The organism is Mesorhizobium sp. WSM4310 (genome assembly GCF_007003935.1).
In the GTDB taxonomy this organism is placed as follows: Bacteria; Pseudomonadota; Alphaproteobacteria; order Rhizobiales; family Rhizobiaceae; genus Mesorhizobium.
In genome coordinates this window covers 1-2,500 of record NZ_VFTA01000077.1, presented here as the reverse complement: position 1 = coordinate 2,500, position 2,500 = coordinate 1, and the positions used below count along the sequence as shown (strand labels likewise).

The following is a 2,500-nucleotide window of genomic DNA, read 5'->3' as shown; positions in this document are numbered from 1 at the left end:
AACACTTACTGGAGGACCGAACCCATAACTGTTGCAATAGTTCGGGATGACTTGTGGCTAGGGGTGAAAGGCCAATCAAACTCGGAAATAGCTGGTTCTCCGCGAAATCTATTTAGGTAGAGCGTCGACCGAATACCCCAGGGGGTAGAGCACTGGATGGGCTAGGGGTCCTCACCGGATTACCAAACCTAACCAAACTCCGAATACCTGGGAGTACTAGTCGGCAGACACACGGCGGGTGCTAACGTCCGTCGTGAAAAGGGAAACAACCCTGACCTACAGCTAAGGTCCCCAAGTTATGGCTAAGTGGGAAAGGATGTGAGGATCCCAAAACAACCAGGATGTTGGCTTAGAAGCAGCCATCATTTAAAGAAAGCGTAACAGCTCACTGGTCTAAATAAGGGTCTTTGCGCCGAAAATGTAACGGGGCTAAAGCCATACACCGAAGCTTAGGGTTCGTGAGCAATCACGAGCGGTAGCGGAGCGTTCTGTAAGCTGATGAAGCCATACCCGTGAGGGGTGGTGGAGGTATCAGAAGTGCGAATGCTGACATGAGTAACGTAAGGGGAGTGAGAGACTCCCCCGCCGAAAGACCAAGGGTTCCTGCTTAAAGCTAATCTGAGCAGGGTTAGCCGGCCCCTAAGACGAGGCGGAAACGCGTAGTCGATGGGAACCACGTTAATATTCGTGGGCTTGGAGGTAGTGACGGATCATTGAGGTAGTCCAATCTTATCGGATTGAACGGGCTGCTGCGTGGTTCCAGGAAATAGCTCCTCCTTATAAACCGTACCCGAAACCGACACTGGTGGTCTGGTAGAGTATACCAAGGCGCTTGAGAGAACTATGCTGAAGGAACTCGGCAAATTGCACGCGTAACTTCGGAAGAAGCGTGACCCTTTTCCACGCAAGTGGAGGAGGGTGGCACAGACCAGGGGGTAGCGACTGTTTATCAAAAACACAGGGCTCTGCGAAGTCGCAAGACGACGTATAGGGTCTGACGCCTGCCCGGTGCTGGAAGGTTAAGAGGAGGGGTGCAAGCTCTGAATCGAAGCCCCAGTAAACGGCGGCCGTAACTATAACGGTCCTAAGGTAGCGAAATTCCTTGTCGGGTAAGTTCCGACCTGCACGAATGGCGTAACGACTTCCCCGCTGTCTCCAGCATAGACTCAGTGAAATTGAATTCCCCGTGAAGATGCGGGGTTCCTGCGGTTAGACGGAAAGACCCCGTGCACCTTTACTATAGCTTTACATTGGCATTCGTAGTGGCATGTGTAGGATAGGTGGTAGGCTTTGAAACCTGGGCGCCAGCTCAGGTGGAGCCACCCTTGAAATACCACCCTTATTACTATGGATGTCTAACCGCGGCCCGTTATCCGGGTCCGGGACAATGTATGGTGGGTAGTTTGACTGGGGCGGTCGCCTCCTAAAGAGTAACGGAGGCGCGCGATGGTGGGCTCAGAACGGTCGGAAATCGTTCGCTGAGTGCAATGGCATAAGCCTGCCTGACTGCGAGACTGACAAGTCGAGCAGAGACGAAAGTCGGTCATAGTGATCCGGTGGTCCCGCGTGGAAGGGCCATCGCTCAACGGATAAAAGGTACGCCGGGGATAACAGGCTGATGACCCCCAAGAGTCCATATCGACGGGGTTGTTTGGCACCTCGATGTCGACTCATCGCATCCTGGGGCTGGAGCAGGTCCCAAGGGTATGGCTGTTCGCCATTTAAAGCGGTACGTGAGTTGGGTTCAGAACGTCGTGAGACAGTTCGGTCCCTATCTGCCGTGGGTGTAGGAATATTGAAAGGATCTGTCCCTAGTACGAGAGGACCGGGATGGACGGATCTCTGGTGGACCTGTTGTGGCGCCAGCCGCATAGCAGGGTAGCTATATCCGGACGGGATAACCGCTGAAGGCATCTAAGCGGGAAACCCACCTTAAAACGAGTATTCCCTGAGAACCGTGGAAGACGACCACGTTGATAGGCCGGGTGTGGAAGAGCGGCAACGCTTGAAGCTTACCGGTACTAATAGTTCGATCGGCTTGATCGTTCTCATTCCTTATGCCCATCGTGTAACACGATGGTCTGACCAGCGCTCACGCATGAGCGGCCCTTACGGGCCTATGCTCCGCGAGGGCGCCGGAAAACCGGCGACGCGCAGTCGCGCTTGCGGGCTTACGCCCGAAAGCCACAAACGTCGCCTTGGCACAAAAAACAGCTTCTCGAACAACGTGCGTTTTGCCGACCTGGTGGTTATGGCGGAGCGGCTGCACCCGATCCCATTCCGAACTCGGCCGTGAAACGCTCCAGCGCTGATGGTACTTCGTCTCAAGACGCGGGAGAGTAGGTCGCTGCCAGGTCTGCTAAACGCACGTTGAACTCACATCCAACCGGATCGAGTGAAATCTTCTCTCTACGAAAATGGCCCGCCAAGGGACCACGGGCCGCGTAAGCGGCCCTTTCATTTGGTGAGCCATATACCTATCTGTAGGCCAGCCTAGTCG

General features: G+C 54.6%; 2 rRNA genes (1 of these 2 cut by a window edge). Both read left to right on the top strand.

The annotated features are described in order from the left end of the window. Positions 1-2,046: ribosomal RNA gene (locus FJV80_RS34270) — 23S ribosomal RNA — on the top strand (it extends 754 nt beyond the left edge of the window). A 195-nt stretch (positions 2,047-2,241) separates the two neighbouring features. Beyond that, a 5S ribosomal RNA gene (gene rrf / locus FJV80_RS34265) occupies positions 2,242-2,356 on the top strand. Positions 2,357-2,500: the final 144 nt, after the last annotated feature.